This is a genomic window from beta proteobacterium MWH-UniP1, assembly GCA_036362785.1.
Lineage (GTDB): Bacteria > Pseudomonadota > Gammaproteobacteria > Burkholderiales > Burkholderiaceae_A > Lacustribacter.
Genome location: CP143625.1, coordinates 1,191,990 through 1,214,478, shown reverse-complemented (window position 1 = coordinate 1,214,478; position 22,489 = coordinate 1,191,990). Strand labels below are relative to the sequence as shown.

Below are 22,489 nucleotides of genomic sequence, written 5' to 3'. Positions count from 1 at the left end.
ATGCAAGATCTATTGCTCAACATCAATAGCTTTGGCGCATCGCTGCTGGGCGGGGCCTGGCCAGTGGCCTGGACTCTGATCAAGATCATTGTGGTGGTGCTGCCCGTGCTGGGCTGCGTGGCCTATCTGACACTCTGGGAGCGCAAGCTGATTGGCTGGATGCACATCCGCCTTGGTCCCAACCGTGTTGGCCCGCTGGGGCTTTTACAGCCGATTGCGGATGCACTCAAGCTGATGACCAAAGAGATCATCATGCCGTCGCAGGCAAGCCGTGGTCTGTATATCTTGGGCCCCATCATGACCATCATGCCGGCCATGGCCGCATGGGCAGTGGTGCCGTTTGGCCCCGATGTGGTCTTGGCCAATGTCAATGCAGGCCTACTGCTCTTACTGGCGATCACATCGCTCGAAGTTTATGGCGTGATTCTGGCCGGCTGGGCATCCAACTCGAAATACGCTTTTATCGCTGCCATGCGGGCAACAGCCCAGATGGTGTCGTATGAACTTGCTATTGGTTTTGCGCTGGTCTGCGTGCTGATGGTGACCGGCAGCCTGAACATGACCGAAATCGTGCTGGGCCAACAAAAGGGCTGGTTCACCGAAGAGATGGGCTTAAATTTCTTATCTTGGAACTGGCTGCCACTTCTGCCTGTATTTGTTGTGTATTTTGTGTCGGGCGTGGCCGAGACCAACCGCCACCCCTTTGATGTGGTCGAGGGTGAATCCGAGATCGTGGCTGGCCACATGGTGGAGTATTCCGGCATGGCCTTTGCCATCTTCTTTCTGGCCGAATACGCCAACATGATCCTGATTTCCATGGTCGCCTCGATTTTGTTCTTGGGCGGCTGGGATGCGCCGGTCGACGCGCTGGCCTTCATTCCCGGTTGGATCTGGCTGGGTGTGAAGACCTTCTTGGTGGTCAGCACCTTTATTTGGATGCGGGCCTCGTTTCCGCGGTATCGCTACGACCAGATCATGCGGCTGGGCTGGAAGATCTTTATTCCGGTCACCTTGATCTGGCTGGTGTTGATTGGCATCTGGATGCAGACGCCATGGACGATCTGGTAAGGAGCCGGCCATGACTGCTATCGTGAATTTTTTCCGTTCATTCTTGTTGTTGGAACTGCTGCGGGGCATGGCGCTCACCGGCAGCTATCTGTTTAAGCGCAAGATCACGGTCCAATATCCCGAAGAGAAAACGCCGTATTCGCCGCGCTTTCGTGGCCTGCACGCACTGCGCCGTTACCCCAATGGGGAAGAGCGTTGCATCGCCTGCAAACTCTGCGAGGCGGTCTGCCCCGCGCAGGCCATCACCATCGAATCCGATGTACGCGCCGACGGCACCCGTCGCACCACCCGTTATGACATTGACTTAACCAAATGCATCTTCTGCGGCTTTTGTGAAGAAAGCTGCCCAGTGGATTCGATCGTGGAGACCCACATCCACGAATACCACGGCGAAAAGCGCGGTGATCTCTATTTCACCAAGGAAATGTTGTTGGCCGTTGGCGACCGTTACGAAAAAGACATTGCCGAGGCCCGGGCGGCCGATGCGAAATATCGATGATAGGAATTCCTGCTCATGTTTGATGTCACCTTAACGCTGTTTTATGCATTTGCCGCGATTCTGGTTTTCGCGGCAGTGCGGGTGATTACGGCCCGAAATCCGGTCCATGCAGCGCTGTATCTGGTGCTGAGCTTTTTTAGCGCTGCGGCCATCTGGCTCTTGCTTCAGGCAGAGTTCTTGGCGATTACGCTGGTCTTGGTCTATGTCGGTGCGGTGATGGTGCTCTTTCTCTTCGTGGTCATGATGATTGACTTCGATTTGGAAAAAATGCGCCAGGGGTTTTGGGCCAATCTGCGGGTTGCCGCGCCGGTGGGTGGACTGATTATTTTTGAAATGTCCGCCGTGTTGATTCGCAGCTTTAATGTGCCCGAGTCGGCCGTGGCCCCATTGCCGGCGAACTACGACAACACCAAGGCCCTGGGCCGGCTGATCTACACCGACTATGTCTACGCCTTTGAAATTGCGGCGGTCATTTTGTTGCTGGCCATTGTGGCGGCCATTGCACTGACGCTGCGGCGGCGCAAAGACAGCAAGTATCAAAACCCAGCCGATCAGGTTCGGGTCCGTGCCAAAGACCGCATGCGGCTGGTTTCCATGCCCGCCGTGAAAAAGCCGGCTGCCTCAGCGCCTGACAGCTCGGAAAAAGGGGAGTAATTCAGATGCTGACACTTGCCCATTTCCTCACCCTTGGCGCCATTTTGTTTGCCTTAAGTGTGATCGGTATTTTCATGAATCGAAAGAACCTGATCGTGCTCTTGATGGCCATCGAGCTGATGCTCTTGGCCGTGAACATGAACTTCATCGCCTTTTCGCATTACCTGGGTGATGCCGCTGGCCAGATCTTTGTGTTTTTCATTCTGACGGTTGCCGCAGCCGAGTCGGCCATTGGCCTTGCCATCTTGGTGGTGCTGTTCCGTAATTTGAATACTGTGGAAGTCGAGCAACTCGACGAACTGAAGGGCTAACCCGAGATGACCAATCTTTATTTACTGGTACCCATCGCGCCACTGGTCGGCGCGATTGTGGCGGGGTTTTTTGGAAAGACGATTGGCCGGGCCGGCGCCCACACCATCACGATTGCTGGTGTGGCGGTCTCATTGGTGGCGTCGTTGATGGTGCTGGCCGATGTCTTATCGGGCAACACCTTTAATGGCACGGTCTATACCTGGGCCCAGATTGCTGGCCTAAAGCTGGAGGTCGGTTTCCTGATCGACACGCTGTCGGCCACCATGATGGTGGTCGTGACATCGGTCTCGCTCATGGTGCACATCTACACCATTGGCTACATGCATGACGACCCGGGGTATCAGCGCTTTTTTAGCTACATCTCGCTCTTTACGTTTTCCATGCTCATGCTGGTCATGAGTAACAACTTCTTGCAGCTCTTTTTTGGCTGGGAAGCCGTGGGCCTGGTGTCGTATCTGCTGATCGGCTTTTGGTATACACGGCCAACAGCGATCTACGCCAACCTAAAGGCCTTTTTGGTCAACCGTGTGGGCGACTTTGGATTTATTCTGGGCATTGGCCTGGTGCTGGCCTATGGCGGATCGCTGGATTACGCCGAGACATTTAAGGCCGCCCCCACGCTGGCCACCCAATCGATTTCGTTAATTCCAGGAACCGAGTGGCCGCTTCTGGCCGTGGCCTGCATCTGTTTGTTTATTGGTGCTATGGGCAAATCGGCCCAGTTCCCACTGCACGTCTGGCTGCCCGACTCCATGGAAGGCCCAACGCCCATCTCGGCCCTGATTCACGCGGCCACCATGGTGACGGCGGGCATCTTTATGGTGGCCCGCATGTCGCCCCTATTTGAACTCAGCGACATTGCCTTGTCGTTTGTGTTGATCATCGGCGCGATCACCGCTTTGTTTATGGGCTTTTTGGGCATTATTCAAAACGACATCAAGCGGGTGGTCGCGTATTCCACGCTCTCGCAGCTGGGCTATATGACAGTCGCCCTGGGTGCATCGGCCTATTCGGTGGCGTTTTTCCATCTGATGACCCACGCCTTCTTTAAGGCGCTACTCTTTTTGGCGGCAGGCTCGGTCATCATCGGCATGCACCATCAGCAAGATATTCGCCACATGGGTGGCCTGTGGAAGAAAATGCCCGTCACCTGGTTGGTATCGCTCTTGGGCTCCTTGGCCTTGATCGGTGCACCGTTCTTCTCAGGCTTTTACTCCAAAGACATGATCATCGAGGCGGTCCATGCCTCGAACCTGATCGCGGCACCAGTGGTGTACATCATGCTGTTGATCGGCGTGTTTGTGACCGCGTTTTATTCCTTCCGCATGTTCTTTCTGGTCTTCCACGGCAAGCCGCGGTGGGGGCAGGGCCATGATCATGGACACAAAGATGATCACAGCGATGGCCACCACGGTCATGACGACCATGGTCACGGCCATGAGCCGCATGAGTCGCCCTGGGTGGTCACATTGCCGCTGATTGCGCTGGCCATTCCCTCGGTGGTGTTGGGCGCGATTGCCATCGGCCCAATGCTGTTTGGTGATTATTTTAAAAATGTGATTTTTGTCGATCCATCGCATCCGGCCATGCAGGAGTTGGCCAGCCATTTCCACGGCTGGGTGGCCCTGGGGCTTCACAGCGTGCAGACCTGGCCGTTCTGGCTGGCCTTGGCGGGCGTGGTGGTGTCTTGGTACTTCTATCTGGTCAAGCCATCCATTCCTGCGGCGCTGAAAGAGAAATTCAGCGGCCTGCATCATGTGCTGGAGCAGAAATACTTCATGGACCGAATCAATGAGTTCGTCTTTGCAGGCGGTGCCCGGCAGCTGGGTGGCCAGCTGTGGAAGCGGGCGGATCAGGGCTTAATTGATGGTCTCTTGGTCAACGGTAGTTCTCGAGTGGTGGCTGCTGTGGCCTCGATCATGCGGCTGGGTCAGACCGGCTATCTCTATCACTACGCAATCGCCATGATTCTGGGTGTGGCCCTGATGCTCTGGTGGTTTGCGCCTGTGTTGAATTCAGTTCCTGCGGTGAAATAATGACAAGCGCCTTTCCTGTTCTCTCGGTCTCTATCTGGCTGCCCATTTTTGCGGGCATCGCCGTGATCCTGTTTGGCCGAACACTGTCAAACGCCGCCATTCGTTGGTCTGCCTTGTTGGCGGCTATTGCGGGCTTTGCGGTTACCGTGCCGCTCTTCACCGACTTTGATCTCACCACTGGGGCGATTCAGTTTGCTGAAAAGGCCCCCTGGATTGACACCTTCAACATCTATTACGCCTTGGGGGTTGATGGTCTTTCCATGTGGTTTGTGCCCCTGACCGCGCTGATCACAGTGTTTGTTGTGATTGCGGGTTGGGAAGTCATTGAAGATCGCGTGGCCCAGTACATGGGCGCGTTTCTGATTTTGTCTGGCCTGATGATTGGCGTGTTCAGTGCCCTGGATGGTCTGCTGTTCTACGTCTTTTTTGAAGCCACGCTGATCCCCATGTATCTGATCATTGGTATCTGGGGCGGGCCGAATCGTGTCTATGCGGCGTTTAAGTTTTTCTTGTACACCCTGCTGGGGTCACTCTTGACCCTGGTGGCGCTGATTTATCTGTACATGAAGTCGGGAAGCTTTGATATTTTGGCGTGGCACAAACTGCCGCTTCCGCTCGAAGCCCAGATCCTGATCTTCCTTGCGTTTTTGGTGGCCTTTGCCGTGAAGGTGCCCATGTGGCCGGTCCACACCTGGTTGCCTGATGCCCACGTGGAGGCGCCAACGGGCGGATCGGTGGTGCTGGCCGCGATTATGTTGAAGCTGGGTGCCTACGGTTTTCTGCGGTTCTCGCTGCCGATCGCCCCCGATGCGGCCCGTGAACTCGACACCCTGATGATCTCGTTATCGTTGATTGCGGTGGTCTATATCGGCTTTGTGGCGCTGGTGCAGGCCGACATGAAAAAGCTGGTGGCGTATTCATCCATCGCCCACATGGGCTTTGTCACGCTTGGCTTTTTTATGTTCAACGCGCTGGGCATGCAGGGCGGTATTGTGCAGATGATCTCCCACGGCTTTATCTCGGGCGCCATGTTCCTGTGTATTGGTGTGTTGTATGACCGCATGCATTCCCGCCAAATCGCCGATTACGGCGGGGTGGTCAATCGTATGCCGAAGTTTGGTGCACTCTTTGTGTTTTTCGCCATGGCCAATAGCGGCCTGCCTGCGACCAGCGGCTTCGTGGGTGAGTTCATGGTGATTCTGGGTGCCGTGGATTACAACTTCTGGATTGGTCTTTTGGCCGCCACCACGCTGATTCTGGGCGCAGCCTATTCGCTGTGGATGGTCAAGCGTGTGGTCTTTGGTGAAGTGGCCAATGATCATGTGGCCAGCCTGAAAGACGTGAACGCCCGTGAGTTTTGGATGCTCATGGGCTTGGCGTTTTTCGTGTTGCTGATGGGCCTGTGGCCGGCACCGTTTATTGATGTGATGCAGGTCTCGGTAGATGAGCTGCTTAAGCATGTGGCAGTCTCGAAGCTGCCGGGTGCTGCAGGCGCAATTCCAGCCATGCCTGCCCAATGATCAACCTTTGATCTAACGCACAAAAAGAATTTGAAAGCGCTATGACTCTAAATGCCCTAAATCTTCATGCCGCTGCACCCGAGATTGCATTGTTCGGGCTCTTGGCGCTTGTGGTGCTGATTGAATTGTTTGCAAAGAAATCGGCAGCAGTTCTGGTTCACGCAGTGTCGATTCTTGGTCTCTTGGCCATTGCGGCCTGGCAGTTCACCTTTGTGGACGACAACCAGACCATCTACGCCATGAACGGCTTGGTGGTGTCTGATTCACTGTCAGCGTTTTTAAAAGGCTGTGTGGCGGTGGCCGGCGCGATTACGTTTATCTACTCGCGGCACTACATTGTCGATCGTGATATTCCCAACGGTGAATTCCACATCTTGGCGCTCTTTGCCATGCTGGGCCAGTTCGTCATGATTTCGGCCAACAATCTGCTCACGGTGTATCTGGGCATTGAGCTGTTATCCCTCGCGCTGTATTCCATGGTGGCACTGCGCCGCAATCACGCGGTCTCGACCGAAGCTGCCATGAAGTACTTTGTGTTGGGCGCGCTGGCCTCGGGCTTTTTGCTCTACGGCATGTCCATGATTTATGGCGCAACCGGGTCGCTGGATCTGCCGCTGATTGCCGACAAATTGGCCTCAAACCAGGCCGATCGCCTGATCATGGTCTTTGGCACTGTGTTTGTGGTGGCCGGCCTTGCCTTTAAATTGGGCGCTGTGCCGTTTCACATGTGGGTGCCCGATGTCTATCAGGGCGCGCCCACGGCCATGACGCTTATGATCGGTGCTGCACCAAAGTTTGCCGCCTTTGCCATTGTGGTGCGGCTCTTGGTGTCCGGTCTGATTGGGGTGGCAGCCGATTGGCAGCAGATGGTCATGATCCTGGCGGTGCTGTCGCTGATTGTGGGCAATCTGATTGCCATCATGCAGACCAATGTCAAACGGCTGCTGGCTTATTCGACCATCGCCCACATGGGCTTCATGCTGCTGGGTTTTGCATCGGGGGTAGTGGGCTCCGATATGGTGGGTGCCGTCGATGCCTATGCGGCATCACTCTTTTACGTTGTCACGTACGCCATCACCACCCTGGGCAGTTTCGGTGTGTTGATGTTGGCTTCTTCCAAGGGGTTCGAGTGCGAGACCCTGGATGACATCAAGGGCCTGGCCAAACGACACCCGTGGTTGGGTGGCATCTTTTTAATTCTGGTGTTTTCACTGGCGGGCATTCCGCCGACCGTTGGCTTTTACGCCAAGCTGGCCGTGCTGGAAGCCGTAGTTCAGGCAGGCCACATTTGGCTGGCCGTGTTGGCCGTGATGGCATCACTGGTGGGCGCGTTTTATTACCTGCGCCTGGTGAAAGTCATGTATTTCGACGACGCCAAGATTGAAACATCGCTGGATTGCGGAAAGGCCTCTTCGTCGCTGCTCACGCTAAACGGTCTGGCCGTGTTGTTGTTGGGCATCTTCCCTGGGGCGCTCATGGCACTTTGCATTTACACCGTTCGTATTTCCTTGGCCGCATGAATACCGGTGCTGCAGCGGTATTGCTGCTGGTGATCGCCACGGTGCTGGCCAACCTGCCGTTTTTTACGGAACGGTTTTTTGGTGTCTTTCGAAAGCCAGAAAAAACCATCTGGTGGCGCCTGCTTGAGCTGATTGTCTTTTATGGTGTTTTTCTGCTGATTGGTTTTGGTCTGGAATCTTATGTCGGCCGCTCGCAAAGCCAGATGTGGCAGTTCTACGCGATCACCGGTTTGATGTTCTTGATCCTTGCTTATCCGGGTTTTGTCTGGCGTTATCTGCGCCGCGGAAGATCCAAAGAGCCTGACCAATGAGTGATGTTGACCCACGGCCAAAGCGATCTGCTTTAGAGCCGGCTCCCGATCTCGAAGAAATTCGCTTAAGCGGTGAGTCTGTTTATCAGGGCGTGTTGCTGCATGTTCACCGTGATTGGGTCCGTGGCCCAGATGGTCATGAGCAGACCTTTGAGTACACGCTTCACCCCGGCGCTGCCGCGGTCATTCCCATGCTAGATGATGGCCGCCTGGTCATGGAGCGGCAGTGGCGCTATGCCTTGAATCGTAGTTTTCTGGAATTCCCAGCGGGCAAACTCAATGCCGCAGAAGACCCCTTTATTGCGGCCCAGCGTGAGCTTGCCGAAGAAACCGGCTACCGCGCCAAGCAGTGGGCCAGGCTTGGTGTGATGCACCCCGTGATTGGCTACTCCACCGAGGCGATTCATTTATTCATGGCCAAGGGCCTGGTGGCGGGGGATTCCGCCCGCGAGCAGGGCGAGTGCATGGAACTCATTACCATCACGCCCGAGCAATTTTTCCAGGCCATTTATCAGGGCCAGGTCACCGACAGCAAGACCCTGTCTTGCGCACTCTGGCTTGACCGTGTGCAGCGTGGCGAGTGGCAGGTGGATTGGGTGGCCGGCACTCTTTGATAGTGGTTTAATTCCACTTATGTATTTGATTGGCTCTAAAGGACGAACATCATGTTAAAAGCCCCTGTGAAGTTTTCCTGGGAAGACCCTTTTCTGGTGGCCCAGCAGCTCTCTGACGAAGAGACCATGATCATGGATGCTGCCCGCAGCTATGCCCAAGAAAAACTCCAGCCCCGTGTCTTAGAAGCGTTTCGTCATGAACAGTCTGACCCAACGATTTTTCGCGAGATGGGCGAGATGGGCTTGCTGGGCGCCTACATTCCAGCGGAATACGGCGGCGCAGGGGCCAACTACGTGGCCTATGGATTGATTGCCCGCGAAATTGAGCGCGTCGATAGCGGCTATCGCTCCATGATGAGTGTGCAGAGCTCGCTGGTGATGTTGCCGATTTATGAGTTTGGTACCGAAGAGCAGCGCCAGAAGTATCTGCCCAAGCTGGCCTCGGGTGAATACATTGGCTGCTTTGGTCTGACCGAACCCGATGCTGGATCCGATCCTGCCGGCATGAAGACCCGGGCCAAGAAGGTCGCGGGAGGTTATTCCCTGTCGGGCTCGAAGACCTGGATTTCCAACAGTCCAATTGCGGATGTGTTCGTGGTGTGGGCCAAAGACGACGAAGATAAGATCCGTGGTTTTGTTCTGGAAAAGGGCATGAAGGGTTTGAGTGCGCCGGCCATCCACGGGAAGATTGGTCTGCGGGCATCGATCACCGGCATGATCATGATGGACAACGTGTTTGTTCCCGAAGAAAACGCCTTCCCTGAAATTCGTGGTCTCAAGGGGCCGTTTACCTGCCTGAACTCTGCCCGTTTTGGTATTGCCTGGGGAGTGCTAGGTGCCGCGGAAGCCTGCTGGCATACCGCCCGCCAATACACGCTGGATCGCCAACAGTTTGGCCGCCCATTGGCCGCAACCCAGCTGATTCAACGCAAGCTTGCCGACATGCAGACTGAAATTTCTCTGGGCCTTCTGGCTGTGCTGCGCTTGGGCCGCATGAAAGACGAACACAATGCAGCAGTTGAAATCACATCGATTGTAAAACGCAATAACTGCGGTAAGGCACTGGAAGTGGCCCGCATGGCCCGTGACATGCTGGGTGGCAATGGCATTAACGATGAATACGGCGTGATGCGCCACATGGTGAACCTGGAAGTGGTGAACACCTATGAAGGCACACACGATGTTCACGCCTTGATTCTGGGCCGTGCGCAGACTGGCCTGCAGGCGTTTTATTAATTAAGGCGTTTCAATCGTGCCCGACATTGGGCCGGGGCTGTTAATTCAACAGGTCTTGGCCAAGCGCCGGGCATTTTTTATGGCAAAAATTTTTGATTGCTAAGTGATGAATAAAGTTGACGTGCTAGTGGTGGGGGCGGGCGTGGTGGGTCTGGCAATCGCCCGCGAGTTTGCGATGGCGGGGAAAGAGGTGGTGATTGCCGAGAGCCAGTCCAACTACGGCACCGGCACCAGCGCCCGAAATTCTGGGGTGATTCATGCCGGCATCTACTACCCCACCGGCACCAAAAAAGCAGAGTGGTGTGTTCGTGGCAAGGCACTGCTGTATGAATACGTGCAGTCCCACCATGTCGGCCATAAGCAGTTGGGCAAATTAATTGTGGCTGGAAAAAACGAGGCGGGCCGGCTTGAGCAGCTCTTTGCTACGGGCCGGGCTAACGGTGTTGACGATTTAGAGCTGATCACTGGCGCACAAGCAAAAGAACTGGAGCCTGCGATTGGCTGTGATTTGGCAATTCATTCGCCATCCACCGGCATTATTGATGCCCACGACTTAATGCATGCGCTTTTGGGGGATGCCGAAACCCATGGGGCCATGCTCGCGGTGGAAAGCCGATTTGATGGGGCAGAGCAGATCAATGGTCAGTGGCATTCGCAGATTCTGGGCGAAACCATTGTGTCGGATATTTTGATCAACGCGGCTGGGCTGGATGCGATCCCCGTGGCCAGAAAGATCAAGGGAATTCCTGAAACCCATATTCCCCCCATGTATTTCGCTAAGGGCAACTATGCACGCTTAAATGGCCGTTGTCCCTTTGCGCGCCTGATTTATCCCATTCCTTTTCCTGGTGGGCTTGGCACGCACTTAACGTTGGACTTGGGTGGTCAGGCCCAGTTTGGTCCCGATGTGGAATGGCTGCCGCAGCCAACGCATGAGCAGATCCAGGCGGGCTTGATTCAAAGTTTTTCGTATCAGGTGGATGCAGCGCGGTTAACGCGCTTTGAAGAAGACGTGCGAACCTGGTGGCCAAGCATGCCCACGAATTCGGTCACGGTCGGCTATGCCGGCATTCGGCCCAAGGTGGTGGGCCCGGGTGAGCCCGCTGCCGATTACATCGTTCACGGCCCGAAAGACCACGGTCTTTCGGGCTTTGTGAATTTGATGGGAATGGAATCCCCAGCGTTAACGAGCTGCCTGGCTATTGCGCAGGCTGTGCGCGGTCTCGTTTAGATCGAATCAGCTGGCTTGCAATCACCAATCCAAAGCCGATAAACCCTCCGATATCGCCAAGGTTTGACGGGTAGGTCAGGGCAAGGCCTGACGCAATTAATACCCAGCGCTCGACAAAATTGGTTTTCACCACAAACCATTTCTGAAGGCCACCGGCCAGAGAAATAATGCCAACGGTTGCCGTAAAGGTGATCCATCCAATATCGACCCAGTTGGCGGTAGCCAGGGCCTTTGTGCTACCCATCAAGAGTAACGCAGCGCCTGCGGGATCCAGAACAAAGATAAACGGCACCAAGATGGCTGGCGCCACATACTTCCAGCTCTGGAAGGTGGTTTTGTATGGGTCGCCCTTACAGATGGCTGCCGCTGCAAAGGGCGACAAGGCCGTTGGGGGAGACACTTCAGATAGCACCGCGTAATAAAAGATAAACATGTGGGCTGCGAAATCCGGCACACCAAGCTTGATCAAGGCTGGCGCTGCGATCACCGCGCAGATGATGTAAGACGCCGTTACCGGAACTGCAAGGCCCACGATCCAGACGACTAAGCCGGTGTAGACCGCCGTTAGAAAGAGTGAGCCGCCCGCAAGGTCAATCACGATCGAGCTAAATTTCAAGCCCAGGCCCGTAAGCACCACCACACCCACAATCAGGCCAGCGCCCGCGCAAGTGGCCGCAATGCTGAGTACTTGGGTAAAGCCGTCGGCAAGAGCCTCTACCAGTTTCGAGTTGTAGAGGCTTTTCCAAAACGGTGCCTTTCTGGTGAACATCTCATAGGGCAGCATGGCAGAGTCGCTACGCAACAGGCTGGTGATAAATGAAAGCACCGTTGCCCAGAACACCGACATGATGGGTGAAAAACCCAGCATCATGAAGATCACGATCGAAACGAGCGAGAAAAAGTGGAACCAATACTTTTTCGTGAGCGACCATACGCCCTCAAGGCCGGTCATCCGGGTGCCGCTCATGCCGTATTTGCGCGAGTCGATTTCGACCATCACAAATAGCCCCAGATAAAACAGGAAGGTTGGAATGGTTGCCATCAGCAACACATCCAGATAAGAAATTTTCAGAAACTCAGCAATCAAGAATGCGGCTGCGCCCAGCACCGGCGGCGAGATGATGGCGCCAAGACCGCCTGCGGCCAGCAGACCACCGGCCGCATTTTTATCGTAGCCTGCCGAGGTCAGCATGCGGTGGGCCACCGAACCCACGGTGACGGTAGTGGCCACGCCCGAGCCCGAAGGGCCACCGAGCAAAAAGGAAGACAGCACCACGGTGCGGCCAACGCTCGATGTTTTTCCGCCCATGGCAGAAAACGAGAAATCGATGAAGAATTTTCCCGCGCCACTGAACTGTAAGAAGGCGCCGAAAATGGTGAACAAAATGATCAGGGTCGAGGACACATCCACCGCAGTACCGAAGACGCCTTCCAGGGTCATGTACATAAAGCCAATCAGGCGGGGCAGGTCGTAGCCCTTGTGGGTCCAGGGTTCGGGCAGGTAGTTACCAAAAAGCGCGTAGGCCAAAAACGCCAGCGTTACGCTTAATAGCACCAGGCCGTTGGTACGGCGAACCGCTTCAAGAATGAGCAGCACCAGCCCGGTACCCATCACCACATCCATGGTCAGGGGGAAGGTGTTGCGGTCCATGAAATCGTCGCCACCGATCAGGGCGTAACCCAGTGCGGCAACAGCAACGCCCGCAAACAGAACATCCCACCACATCAGGCGGTTTTTATAGCGTGCGGCGATGGGAAAGGTGATGAAGATAAAGGCCAGCACCAGGGCCACGTGCGTCATGCGCAGGACCTGGGTAGGCACAATGGAATACGCGGCGTACAGGTGGAACAGTGACATGCCCACGGCCGTCAGCGTGAGAAAGACGCCGAGAAACCCCCGATAGCTATTGGCATCGCCTTCTTCTTCCTTGATGAGATTTTCAATCCGTTGCCGGGTCTCTTCATCAAGGTCTTCTTCTGGAAGGCCCATTTTCTGCAGGGTATCACTCATGCTTATTCCTTAAATCATTAAAACGTATAGGCACTACGGTATGAAAAGCGAAAGCCCGCGTTTGGCGGGCTTTCTTGCTTCTCGGAGTCATCCGGCAACTGCCGATTACTCGATCTTTCCGCCTTTTTCACGGATGTACTTCACGGCACCCGGGTGGAAGGCAATGGGTGTGGATGCTTGTTTCTGTGCTGCGATGGTGACGCTGGCGTATTCTTTGTGAACAGCGATCAGCTCCTTCTGGTGATCGAAGACAGCCTTCACAATTTTGTAGGCCTGGTCATCGGGCATGTTGGCATTGACCAACAGCACGTTGGCAACAGAAGCGATTTTGTTGTCAGCAGTCATGCCGGCATAGGTCGACTTGGGGATCACGTCGGCGTAATACAGGTTGCCATGCTTTTTGTTCATGGCGGTGACGGCGTCTGCGTGATCAATCATTTGAATCTTGACACCAGGTGTGCTGGCCAGGTCGGTCACACCAGCAGTGGGGAGGCCGCCCACCCAGAAAAAGGCTTCGATCTTTTTGTCTTTTAATGCGTTGACCGATTCGGCAACACTTAGGCGCTCACGGGTCATGTCTTTGTTGGGGTCCAGGCCAGCGGCTTCGATCAGGCGCAGGGCCATCACTTCGGTGGCGCTACCGGGGCTGCCTGTGGCAACACGCTTGCCTTTCAGGTCTTTGATGGACTTCACACCCGTGGAGGCGGTGGAGACCACATGCATACGGTTGGGGTAGAGCACTAGCAGGGTTTTCATGGGCACTTTGCGGCCGCTGAACTTGCCAGCACCGTTTTGCGCATCCAGGGCAGCGTCCACCATGGAAAAACCAACATAGGGCTTGCCGCTGGCGATCAGGTTCAGGTTATCAACCGAGCCGCCGGTGACTTCTGCGGTGGCCTGCATGCCGGGCACGTGTTTCGAGAGCACTGCCGCCAAGCCGCCGCCCATGGGGTAATACACACCGCCAGTGCCACCGGTGGCGACAGAGATATTTTGGGCAAACGCGGTGCTGGTTGCCGCCAGCGCGACTGCCGCGAGAAACTTGGGAAAGCGCATGAGAAGGTCTCCTTGATTTTGAATAGATGTAAGTCCATAAGGGTGTCAGGACAAGGCGTTTTTTTCAAGATAAAAAGCGCGCTTTCGACCTAGGAAAAGTACTAGTAAGGTGCAACCCATTCATTTGGAATTTGCGCAGATTTGGCGCTTTAAAAGTGCTTGTCCCAGCTTGGTTGGCGGTCGGGTTATGGCCATCTCGGTACCATTACACCTTTCTCTTTTTAGTTAAGGAATCTGTGTATGTCGCACAAGGTGTTGGTGGTGCTTGGCGGTGGGACGATGGGCGTGGATATTGCGGCATCGTTTGCGGTGTATGGCTGGAAAACGATTGTGGTGAATCCGCCAGACGAGCGTGGCAAGACGATTTCCGAGCGATTTAATGCAGCACTCACAAGGCTAAAGAAGACCGCCGATGTGCCACTTTCTGTAGTGCAAAGTATGGCCGATGTGCCTTGGTCAAGCGTGGATCTGGTGATCGAGGCGGTGCCTGAAAAGCTCGACCTGAAACGCCAAATTTTTGCTGAGTTGGATCGGCTGGCCCCGGCAAATATTCCGCTTTGCAGCAATTCTTCGGCGCTGCCCATCAGCGCGATTGCACAGGGCTTAAAAACCGAGCCCCGTATGGTGGGCACCCATTACTTCATGCCGGCCCATCTGGTGCCGGGGGTGGAAGTGGTCTGTTCGGAAAAGACCGATGTGGCCGTTGCCGATCAAGTGGCCGCTTATATGCGTTCGGTGGGCAAGGTGCCCATTCGGGTGAAAAAAGATTTGCCGGGGTTTTTGGTGAATCGATTGCAGCATGCTGTGTCGCGCGAGGCCATGAAGCTGATTGACCGCGGCATCGCCACTGCAGAAGACATTGATGCGGCAGTGCGGTTTGGCTTTGGTTTTCGCTATCTTGCTGCTGGCCCCTGTATGCAACGGGACCACGCCGGTTTGGACATTCACTTGGCCGCGGGCGTATCGATCTATCCAGATCTGTGCAACGACGCTGTGCCAAGCGAGATTCTGACCAATCTTGTGGCCCAGGGCGCGGTGGGCATGAAGGCAGGCCGCGGTTTTTATGAGTGGACCCCTGAGACCATGGCCGCCGAGCGCAAGCGTTATGAAGATCTGCTAACGGCAGCAAGCGAATTGTTGGCCTCGGAGATCGCTGCGAAGAAGTAAGGCTGCGCTCTTAGAGACCTGTAATCTCAAAGTTCGCCGCCTTCATTGCCGAAATGAGATCAGCAGTCTTGGCTGCATCAAGCTTGACCAAGGGTGGGCGAACTTCGGCCCATTGGGCATCGCCCGAGAAATGCGCAATGGCGGCTTTCATGGCGGGAATCATGGGCCGGCTTTGGAAAATGCCACGAACCACATCCAGGGCCGCTTGCTTTGCATCGGCATCAGCGGCCTGCCAATTGGCAGCAAGCGTTGCGATCGGGCCAGGGTTGACATTGGTGGTGGCCGAAATACAGCCCGCACCGCCTGCGCGCAGTGTGCGCAGTAAGAACGATTCACTGCCTGCATACATGCGAAAACCAGTCGATGCAAAGGCCTGGATCACCGACTCGGTGTAGCCCCAGTCGCCCGAGCTGTCTTTCATGCCAACCACGGTCTTGGGATAGGCCTTGATCAGCCGCTCAATCAGCGGCAATGAGAAACCCACTTTCGAGACCGGCGGGATGTTGTACAGATAAACCTGTAACCGTGCGTCGCCCACTTTTTCAATGATCTGGGCAAAGTAGGCAAACAGGCCGTCATCGGGCACGTCTTTGTAATAAAACGGGGGCAGGGTGAGTGTGCCAGCGCAGCCCAGATCCACGGCAGCTTTCGAGAGCGCTACTGCATCGGGCACGGCGCAAGCGCCCGCACCCGGCATCATGTGGCCAGCGGGCAGACCAGCTTTCACCACGTATTCCAAGGCATTGATGCGTTCAGACACCGACATGGAATTGGCTTCTGAGTTGGTGCCAAAGAGCGCCATGCCAACCCCGTTTTTACCAAGCCACTGGCATTGCTTGGCCAGCTTGGCGGCATCGGGGTTGCCGTTGCGATCAAAGGGTGTCACCACGGGGGAGAGCACCATGGGAAGTGATGAAGGGTGAAGTGCCATCGTGTTTTGTCTTTGTTGGTTAAGGTGATTGAGTCTGTGGTCTAGCGTTTTTTCGGAATTGTGTCGCGAACCTCTTCGGCTTGTAAAAAGCTGAAGTCTACGCCTTGATCGGCTTGAAGCACGGATTCTAAAAAGAGTTTGCGATAGCCGCGGGTTGCCGTTGGAGTTGTTTCGGACATGTGCTCGCGGCGTTTGGCCAGTTCAGCATCGCTGACCAGCAATTCAATGCTGCGGGCTTTGGTGCTTAGGCGAATTCGATCACCACTTTGGACAAGGCCTAGCGGACCGCCGATCGCTGACTCTGGTGTGACGTGTAAGACGATTGTGCCAGCTGCCGTGCCGCTCATGCGGCCATCCGAGATTCGGACAATGTCCTTGACCCCTTGGCGTGCGAGTTTTTTAGGGATTGGGATATAGCCAGCTTCCGGCATGCCAGGTGCACCCTTGGGGCCGATGTTTTTGAGCACAATCACGTCGTTGGCGTTGACATCTAAATCATCACGGTCAATACGATTTGCCATGTCTTCCAGGTTCTCAAATACGACGGCCCGGCCCTCGTGCTCCATGAGCTCAGGATGGGCTGCCGATTGTTTGATGATCGCGCCCTGCGGGGCGAGGTTGCCATACAAGACCGCGATGCCGCCTTCGGGGTAGATCGGATTACTGCGATCACGAATGACCTGCTGTTTAAACGCAGCGGGCGCGGCATCCATCTGCTCACCCAAGGTGCGGCCAGATACCGTCATGGTGTCTAAGTGCAGCAGGGGCCGAAGTTCGCGCAGCAGGGTGTGCATGCCACCTGCATCGTGGAAGTCTTCCATGTAGTGCTGGCCCGATGGTTTCAGGTTCACCAACACGGGTGTTTCTTTGGCGAATTGATCAAGTTGTTTGAGATCAATCTTGATGCCCATGCGGCCTGCCATGGCGGTGAGATGGACAAGACCGTTGGTCGAGCCACCAATCGCGAGTAAGACACGTAGGGCGTTTTCAAAGGCTTTCGCCGTCAGTATCTTGTCGGGCGTGAGTCCCTTTTCGATCATCGTGACGGCGGTTTTGCCGGTGAGCTCGGCAACCCGCATACGATCGGCGGTGACTGCCGGTGGCGATGCGCCGCCAGAAACCGTCATGCCAAGTGCCTCGGCGATGCAGGCCATGGTGCTCGCGGTACCCATGACTGAGCAGGTGCCAACGCTAGCAACCAACTGATTGTTCACCAGATCAATTTCTTGCTGGTCGATTTCTTCAGCGCGGAAGTGGCCCCAATAGCGTCGGCAGTCCGTGCAGGCGCCCACACGGGTCCCTTGGTGAGAGCCTGTCAGCATGGAGCCTGTAATCAACTGAATTGCTGGCACACCCGCCGATGCTGCCGCCATCAATTGCGCAGGAACGGTCTTGTCACAGCCGCCAATTAATACCACCGCATCCATGGGCTGGGCCCGAATCATTTCTTCGGTTTCCATCGACATGAGGTTGCGTAGAAACATGCTGGTGGGGTGCGCAAAACTCTCGTGAATGGAGATCGTGGGGAATTCCACTGGCAGGCCACCTGCAAGCATTACTCCGCGACGTACGGCCTCGATCAGTTGTGGGGCATTGCCATGGCATGGATTAAACCCACTGCCCGTATTCGCAATACCAATGATCGGTCGATTAAGTGCATCGTCGGTAAAGCCTGCGCCCTTGATAAAGGCCTTACGTAGAAACAGCGAAAAATCGGTGTCGCCGTAGTTGACCAGGCCCTTGCGAAGGCCCTTTGGCTTTGCGGAGTTGTTTGAGTTGCTCATGAATTGTGTCTTCGTCTCATAAATGCGCCCTCCGAGGAGGGCGCTAAATCACTTCTGATCAAGCTAAAACAAATGCTTGCGTAACCGGATTAGTCCGTCTTGATGTTGCCTTCGGTGATGACCTTGGCCCACATCGAAATTTCACGGCTGATCTTCTTTTGTGCATCGGCTGCATTCAGGTAGTTCACATATACGCCTGCGGCTAGCATTTTGTCTTTCACGTCTTGACGCTTCAGAATCTTTTCGATTTCAACGTTCAGACGATCAATGACAGGTTTCGGTGTGCCCGTGGGCGCCACAATGCCAAACATCGACACGACATCAAAGTCTTTCAGGCCGGTGACTTCCATCACTGTGGGGATATCGCCGAGTTGCTCAACACGCTTCGCTGTGCTGACGGCCAACGGGCGTAGTTTGCCCTGCTGAATAAAGGGCAGGGCGGCTGGCACGGTTTCGGCCATGCTCAGCACCTGACCACCGACCAGGTCGGTCATCGCGGGGCCGCTGCCTTTGTACGGAACGTGCAAGACCTCAATGCCGTTGGCACGTTTAAACATTTCCATCGCCATGCGCTGCGGCGCGCCAGCACCGGAGGACGCATAGGTTAGTTTCTGTGGGTTCGCCTTCGCGTAGGCAATAAATTCCTTCAGGTTTTTTGCGGGAACCGATGGGTTCACCACGAAGACCAGGGGCACGACGCCGACGATCGATACGGCCGTCAAATCTTTTTCCAGGTTGTACTGAAGCTTCGATTTTTCCAGTGTCGCGTTGATTGAGTGGGACGTCAGTGCGCCCATCAGCAGTGTGTAGCCGTCCTTTGGCGCCTTGGCGACCTGGTCGGCACCAATGTTGCCGCTCGCACCTGCACGGTTATCAACGATCACCTGCTGGCCAAGTGCCGTGGAGAGCTCAACTGCCATGATTCGGCCGATGACGTCAGTGGCGCCACCGGGCGGGAAGGGGACGACCAGGCGGACTGGTTTGGTGGGGTAGCTTTGGGCCTGGGCGATTGGCAATCCAGTGGCCATGACGGCGGCGCCAAGACCAAGGGCGGCGACTAAGCTTTTGACAAGGGGTCTACGTTTCATCGTTGTTCTCCTATGTTCTGCGATGTGGATCTGCCTATCCGGACGGAAGTCCCTCCCTAGAGTGGGCAAATACAAGCCTGAGAGTACTCATTCCAGATGGTATGTAAAATTCGCTGAAATAAATTTAGTATTAACAAAACGTGAATAATCTGACCCTAGAGGATCTTCGACTCTTTTGCGCCGTGGCCAGGCGGTCTAGCTTTGCCCAGGCGGCCGCCGATCTATCGGTTTCCGCTGCCCAGGTGAGCAAACGGGTGGCGATTCTCGAGGGCCAGTTGGGGGCCAAGCTCTTTCACCGAACAACCCGGCGGGTGGCTATTACGGATCTGGGCGAGCAGATTTTTGATAAGGCCCAGCGCCTCTTGGAAGAGGCCGATGAGATCCAAGAATTAGCTGCCGATCGACAGCGGGCACCGACCGGCAAGCTCAGAATTAGCGCCAACTTTCGGCTTGGTCGAAATCACGTCGCGCCCATCGTCTCGAAGATGGCGATCGCCTATCCGGAGCTTGAGATCTGGTTGGAACTCGTCGATCGACCCGTTGATTTATATAGTGAGTCGTTTGATGTTGATATCCGAATTGGTAAGGTTCCCGAGCCCTATTTGATTGGCCATCGTGTGGCCGAGAGTTCCCGGGTGTTATGCGCTGCGCCCAGTTACTTGGCGACTTACGGCACCCCGAAATCTCTGGCCGAGTTGACCCAGCATCGATGCCTGGCCCAGCGGGAACGTGATCAGGTGTTTGGTATTTGGCGGCTCGAGGGTCCCAATGGCGAGGAAAGCGTTAAGGTCACGGGGCGATTGTCGTCCAACGATAGTGATGCTGTTCGTCGTTGGGGCTTAGACGGCCTGGGGATCATGCTGCGTACTGAATATGACATTGCACCGAGTATCGCGGCGGGCGAATTGGTGCATGTTTTGCCCCAATACCGCCAGCCCGCCGATGTCTGGGCAGTGACGACGGCCCGACTCGCCCAGTCGGCCAAGATTCGGGTGTGTGTGGAATTTTTTCGCGAGCACTTGGCCCGCGGACCATTCGCGCTACTTGCCGAGGCGGGTGGCCCCGCCAAGGGCTGATAAACTACGGACTTCGTTGAAATGGCTTAGTTTTTGGCGGGCCATCTCGCGCAACAACGGAAGCGTGGCAGAGCGGTTGAATGCACCGGTCTTGAAAACCGGCGAGGGCGCAAGTCCTCCGTGAGTTCGAATCTCACCGCTTCCGCCATCCCGGATTACCGGGGTGTCACTATCCTGGCTGCGCCGCATCTTCCAGAACTTCAGTCGCCCATTGATTCAGGCTTTTGCCTGCGGCCTGTGCAGCAACAATTGCGCGGCCATGCACTTCAGGCGGCATTCGCAACAGCAACTTACCGGAGGCAGGTTTTTCTGGGTGAATGCCTTGCTCTTTGCAATCGGCCAGATAGTCTTTTACCGCAAGCTCAAACTCGGCACGCAACTGTGCAACCGTTTCGCCGTGAAAACTGATGATGTTGCGAATGCCAAGAATTCGGCCAACAAAAAGGTTGTCACGCTCGTCGTATTCGACTCGCGCGGTATAGCCTTTGAAGGTCATGGTGTTCATGGCTGCACTCCTGCTCGTTCCAATAGTTCGCGTGCTTCTTCAACCTGATAACGCTTGGCCTCTTTACCCGGGTGAGGCCGGTGACAGCGCCACTGCTCACCGTTCAGTTCGATCCTGACACGCGATCCTTCGCGCTCGGATACAGAACCGCCGAGAGCTTTGATGAGCGCCTCGATGTCGGCAAACACGATCGACGCTGAAGTCGGTCGAGCGAAGATCGCCGCGAGCGTTTTGCGGTGTTTAGCACTTACGCCCATATGATATCAAAAAGTGATATCAAGACTAGATCAAACCGCATGAGGTTGCCTTTGCTTTTGGGGTGTTTTAAAAGGATATTACTGTTAATTTATACAGTAAATTTTACCCCGTCAAACCTCTCAGCCATTTGGCCTACCCGACCTTAGACTACCCAACGCCAATTAAAACCCGACACTTAAGGCGCCGCCCCGCACACCGCGATCGCACTCAATGGCGCTGGAAGGTCAGGCGGTTCAAGAGCCTCTCAACAAACTTCAGTTGGAGCTTGCTATGAGGGATTTGCTTGAAGGTTCGCGTCGCGAGCTGTGGTGATTTCAGAAGTTAGATCCATTGGCGTGTATTCAACGGTCCAGGGAAGATATTTACGTCCGATAGTCGCGTAAACGGCTACTTGAAGGACATTCAAACAAGTGTTGCTTTGATTGAAGGGTTTGTTAAGGATTTTGACTTCGGGTCATATAAAGAAAGTGTCCTTCTTCAATCCGCTGTCGAACGGCAGCTGATGATCATAGGGGAGGCGGTCAAGGCTCGCAAAACTTTTCCCTGAAGAGGCTGCAAAGTTAGGCGATGTCTCAGTAATTGTCGCTTTCAGAAATCGATTGGTGCATGGTTATGCTGCCGTGGATCACGCGGTCGTTTGGGGGGTTATTCAAGATGATCTGCCGGATCTTAAAAATAAAGTTTCGGCTAGGCTCGGCGCGAAAGCGGGTTAACTTTGCTACTTAACCGGTTTCTGTTTCGCCTGCCCAATGGTTCTTAACGGCAGGCTATTCATGATCTGAAGTCGTTGCGCGGGGGAATAAGAACTCCACTCGGCGATCTCTTGAATACTCCGTTTACAGGCCGTGCAAAAGCTGCCGCTTGCATCAAGTGTGCACACGTTTTGACATGGGCTTAAGTTCTTCGCCACGCCGTCAAACTCTTCCTGTTTCATCAAAAAACTTTCCAATGCTTTCGTGCGGGGACTTCAGTTCAATCCGGGGATTCAGCTCAATCCTGGCCTGTGGTTCAATCCGGGGCTGCAATTCGATCTTGTTTTTCAGTTCAATCTTTAGACAAAAAGATTAGGAGTAAAATCGAACCGCAGAGCTATTTTTAAAAAACATAAAAAGGGAGTTCTCGATGTTAACCAACAAGCCTTATCAAAAAGCCCTCAAATTGATCCCGGCATTACTGGTGTCAGCCACCTTTGTTGGCTGCGCTACTCAGCCCGAAGGCAGCGCCGGTGCAGACGGTGCCGCCAAGGCCGCCTCGGCACCCGCCAAATCACAATCCAGCGTGTACTTTGATTTTGACCGGTTTGACGTCAAGCCTGAGGGCAAGGGTGTGGTGTCGGCTTATGCAGACTTCCTGAAATCTGACACCAAATCAAAAGTCATGATCGAAGGCAATGCCGACGAGCGTGGTACGGTGGAATACAACCTGGCCCTTGGTCAAAAGCGTGCAGAGGCCGTGCGCCAAGAGTTAATTCAGCGTGGTGTGACAGCCACTCGTGTCGAGGCAATCAGTAACGGGGAAGAAAAACCCCTGGCCAAGGGCTCCAACGAAGCTGCTTGGGCAAAAAACCGTCGCGCAGATCTGCTCGTTAAATAAGCGTTTTTTGCATATCCAA

At 55.0% G+C, this 22,489-nt stretch carries 23 protein-coding genes and 1 tRNA gene; 16 read left to right on the top strand and 8 right to left on the bottom strand.

Annotated features, from left to right (window positions below; all coding sequences use genetic code 11):
• The 11 genes from nuoH (at position 1) to AOB54_05805 (ending at position 11,001) form a co-directional block, all read left to right on the top strand.
• Positions 1-1,068, top strand: coding sequence for an NADH-quinone oxidoreductase subunit NuoH (gene nuoH / locus AOB54_05855; GenBank protein WVN41034.1), 1,068 nt, complete (start codon positions 1-3; stop codon positions 1,066-1,068).
• A 10-nt stretch (positions 1,069-1,078) separates the two neighbouring features.
• Positions 1,079-1,567: an NADH-quinone oxidoreductase subunit NuoI gene (gene nuoI / locus AOB54_05850; protein WVN41033.1), complete on the top strand. Its 489-nt coding sequence runs from the start codon at positions 1,079-1,081 to the stop codon at positions 1,565-1,567.
• Between the two features lie 15 nt (positions 1,568-1,582).
• The gene (locus tag AOB54_05845) at positions 1,583-2,221 is read left to right on the top strand and encodes an NADH-quinone oxidoreductase subunit J (protein ID WVN41032.1); all 639 of its coding nucleotides are present in this window, start codon (positions 1,583-1,585) and stop codon (positions 2,219-2,221) included.
• A gap of 5 nt (positions 2,222-2,226) precedes the next feature.
• Positions 2,227-2,532 carry an NADH-quinone oxidoreductase subunit NuoK gene (gene nuoK / locus AOB54_05840; protein ID WVN41031.1) on the top strand — a complete coding sequence of 102 codons (306 nt, stop codon included), beginning with the start codon at positions 2,227-2,229 and terminating at the stop codon, positions 2,530-2,532.
• Positions 2,533-2,538: 6 nt separating this feature from the next.
• Entirely contained in the window at positions 2,539-4,569 is a 2,031-nt protein-coding gene (gene nuoL, locus AOB54_05835; protein WVN41030.1) for an NADH-quinone oxidoreductase subunit L, read from the top strand.
• Positions 4,569-6,089 carry an NADH-quinone oxidoreductase subunit M gene (locus AOB54_05830; protein WVN41029.1) on the top strand — a complete coding sequence of 507 codons (1,521 nt, stop codon included), beginning with the start codon at positions 4,569-4,571 and terminating at the stop codon, positions 6,087-6,089. Before nuoL ends, AOB54_05830 begins: the two co-directional genes overlap by 1 nt.
• A 41-nt stretch (positions 6,090-6,130) precedes the next feature.
• Positions 6,131-7,609, top strand: coding sequence for an NADH-quinone oxidoreductase subunit NuoN (gene nuoN / locus AOB54_05825; protein WVN41028.1), 1,479 nt, complete (start codon positions 6,131-6,133; stop codon positions 7,607-7,609).
• Entirely contained in the window at positions 7,606-7,920 is a 315-nt protein-coding gene (locus AOB54_05820; protein WVN41027.1) for a DUF2818 family protein, read from the top strand. Before nuoN ends, AOB54_05820 begins: the two co-directional genes overlap by 4 nt.
• Positions 7,917-8,534, top strand: a complete 618-nt coding sequence (locus AOB54_05815) for an NUDIX hydrolase (protein WVN41026.1) — start codon at positions 7,917-7,919, stop codon at positions 8,532-8,534. The genes AOB54_05820 and AOB54_05815 overlap by 4 nt, the downstream gene beginning before the upstream one ends.
• A gap of 51 nt (positions 8,535-8,585) precedes the next feature.
• Positions 8,586-9,770: an acyl-CoA dehydrogenase gene (locus AOB54_05810; protein ID WVN41025.1), complete on the top strand. Its 1,185-nt coding sequence runs from the start codon at positions 8,586-8,588 to the stop codon at positions 9,768-9,770.
• A gap of 106 nt (positions 9,771-9,876) precedes the next feature.
• Positions 9,877-11,001: an NAD(P)/FAD-dependent oxidoreductase gene (locus AOB54_05805; protein WVN41024.1), complete on the top strand. Its 1,125-nt coding sequence runs from the start codon at positions 9,877-9,879 to the stop codon at positions 10,999-11,001.
• Here AOB54_05805 and AOB54_05800 read toward each other — a convergent pair.
• Both AOB54_05800 and AOB54_05795 read right to left on the bottom strand, forming a co-directional pair.
• Complete coding sequence (locus AOB54_05800) at positions 10,970-13,012, bottom strand: TRAP transporter fused permease subunit (protein WVN41023.1); 2,043 nt, start codon at positions 13,010-13,012, stop codon at positions 10,970-10,972. The genes AOB54_05805 and AOB54_05800 overlap by 32 nt on opposite strands.
• A gap of 105 nt (positions 13,013-13,117) precedes the next feature.
• Entirely contained in the window at positions 13,118-14,068 is a 951-nt protein-coding gene (locus tag AOB54_05795; protein ID WVN41022.1) for a TAXI family TRAP transporter solute-binding subunit, read from the bottom strand.
• Between the two features lie 240 nt (positions 14,069-14,308).
• On the opposite strand from AOB54_05795, the gene AOB54_05790 reads away from it, so the two are divergent.
• A complete protein-coding gene (locus AOB54_05790) occupies positions 14,309-15,235 on the top strand; it encodes a 3-hydroxyacyl-CoA dehydrogenase NAD-binding domain-containing protein (GenBank protein WVN41021.1) in 927 nt (308 codons plus the stop codon).
• Positions 15,236-15,245: 10 nt separating this feature from the next.
• On the opposite strand, the gene AOB54_05785 is transcribed toward AOB54_05790, so the two are convergent.
• From AOB54_05785 to AOB54_05775, 3 genes are all read right to left on the bottom strand, one after another.
• Positions 15,246-16,166 carry a dihydrodipicolinate synthase family protein gene (locus AOB54_05785; GenBank protein ID WVN41020.1) on the bottom strand — a complete coding sequence of 307 codons (921 nt, stop codon included), beginning with the start codon at positions 16,164-16,166 and terminating at the stop codon, positions 15,246-15,248.
• A gap of 41 nt (positions 16,167-16,207) precedes the next feature.
• A complete protein-coding gene (locus AOB54_05780) occupies positions 16,208-17,950 on the bottom strand; it encodes an IlvD/Edd family dehydratase (protein WVN41019.1) in 1,743 nt (580 codons plus the stop codon).
• Between the two features lie 89 nt (positions 17,951-18,039).
• Positions 18,040-18,978, bottom strand: coding sequence for a tripartite tricarboxylate transporter substrate binding protein (locus tag AOB54_05775; protein WVN42778.1), 939 nt, complete (start codon positions 18,976-18,978; stop codon positions 18,040-18,042).
• Between the two features lie 200 nt (positions 18,979-19,178).
• Here AOB54_05775 and AOB54_05770 point away from each other — a divergent pair, with 200 nt between their 5' ends.
• Both AOB54_05770 and AOB54_05765 read left to right on the top strand, forming a co-directional pair.
• Entirely contained in the window at positions 19,179-20,114 is a 936-nt protein-coding gene (locus tag AOB54_05770) for a LysR family transcriptional regulator (protein WVN41018.1), read from the top strand.
• 58 nt (positions 20,115-20,172) lie between these two features.
• Positions 20,173-20,262: transfer RNA gene (locus AOB54_05765), tRNA-Ser, on the top strand.
• A 21-nt stretch (positions 20,263-20,283) separates the two neighbouring features.
• Here the strand turns inward: AOB54_05765 and AOB54_05760 are convergent.
• Together AOB54_05760 and AOB54_05755 are read right to left on the bottom strand one after the other, a co-directional pair.
• Positions 20,284-20,619 (bottom strand): type II toxin-antitoxin system HicB family antitoxin, encoded by a 336-nt coding sequence (locus AOB54_05760; GenBank protein WVN41017.1) that lies wholly within the window; start codon positions 20,617-20,619, stop codon positions 20,284-20,286.
• Positions 20,616-20,876: a type II toxin-antitoxin system HicA family toxin gene (locus AOB54_05755; protein WVN41016.1), complete on the bottom strand. Its 261-nt coding sequence runs from the start codon at positions 20,874-20,876 to the stop codon at positions 20,616-20,618. The genes AOB54_05760 and AOB54_05755 overlap by 4 nt, the downstream gene beginning before the upstream one ends.
• Positions 20,877-21,268: 392 nt before the next feature.
• Here AOB54_05755 and AOB54_05750 point away from each other — a divergent pair, with 392 nt between their 5' ends.
• Entirely contained in the window at positions 21,269-21,424 is a 156-nt protein-coding gene (locus tag AOB54_05750; GenBank protein ID WVN41015.1) for a HepT-like ribonuclease domain-containing protein, read from the top strand.
• A 171-nt stretch (positions 21,425-21,595) separates the two neighbouring features.
• Here AOB54_05750 and AOB54_05745 read toward each other — a convergent pair whose 3' ends face one another.
• On the bottom strand, positions 21,596-21,811 hold the full coding sequence (locus AOB54_05745) for a DUF1289 domain-containing protein (GenBank protein WVN41014.1): 216 nt from the start codon (positions 21,809-21,811) through the stop codon (positions 21,596-21,598).
• A 188-nt stretch (positions 21,812-21,999) separates the two neighbouring features.
• Here AOB54_05745 and pal point away from each other — a divergent pair, with 188 nt between their 5' ends.
• Positions 22,000-22,470 (top strand): peptidoglycan-associated lipoprotein Pal, encoded by a 471-nt coding sequence (gene pal, locus AOB54_05740; protein ID WVN41013.1) that lies wholly within the window; start codon positions 22,000-22,002, stop codon positions 22,468-22,470.
• Positions 22,471-22,489: the final 19 nt, after the last annotated feature.